Source organism: Acinetobacter sp. IRS14, from assembly GCF_034650275.1.
Classification (GTDB): domain Bacteria; phylum Pseudomonadota; class Gammaproteobacteria; order Pseudomonadales; family Moraxellaceae; genus Acinetobacter; species Acinetobacter oleivorans.
Genome location: NZ_JAOVFN010000066.1, coordinates 1 through 614 on the forward strand (window position 1 = coordinate 1; position 614 = coordinate 614).

Below are 614 nucleotides of genomic sequence, written 5' to 3' on the forward strand. Positions count from 1 at the left end.
CAGTTGGTAGAGCAACTGACTTGTAATCAGTAGGTCCACAGTTCGAATCCGTGTGCCGGCACCATCTAAAGTGTGGAGTTGTTAAGTGTAGGATAACACTGAAATAAGTGTGATATGGTGAGATTCCCGAGCGGTCAAAGGGGGCGGACTGTAACTCCGCTACGAAAGTTTCGAAGGTTCGAATCCTTCTCTCACCACCATTAACTTCGATTGAAGTGCTAAGTATACCAGCATCGTGCGGGAGTAGCTCAGTTGGTAGAGCGGCAGCCTTCCAAGCTGCATGTCGCGAGTTCGACCCTCGTCTCCCGCTCCATCGAAGGATAATCGCTCTTATAGCTCAGTGGTAGAGCACTCCCTTGGTAAGGGAGAGGTCTCGAGTTCAAATCTCGATAAGAGCTCCAGATACAGTTTAGTAGATTTTCTACAAAGATTTAAAAAGCAGGCTTATTAGTCTGCTTTTCAAGTATTGGGTGTTTGATTTTTTAGGCGATATGTCGATGCTGAGTCTTGCTCAGAATTGTGTTCGACGTAAACGAGGACTATAAACATGGCTAAGGCTAAGTTTGAACGTAATAAGCCACACGTAAACGTGGGCACAATTGGTCACGTTGACC

The 614-nt window shown here is 46.1% G+C and carries 3 tRNA genes and 1 pseudogene; all 4 read left to right on the forward strand.

The features are described 5' to 3' along the window. Positions 1–116 precede the first annotated feature (116 nt). Positions 117–200, forward strand: a tRNA-Tyr gene (locus ODQ17_RS19090). 37 nt (positions 201–237) lie between these two features. Then, positions 238–313 (forward strand) — tRNA-Gly (locus ODQ17_RS19095). A 13-nt stretch (positions 314–326) separates the two neighbouring features. Beyond that, a tRNA-Thr gene (locus ODQ17_RS19100) sits at positions 327–401 on the forward strand. 146 nt (positions 402–547) lie between these two features. After that, positions 548–614 (forward strand): annotated as a pseudogene (locus ODQ17_RS19105) (GTP-binding protein); the annotation flags it as partial.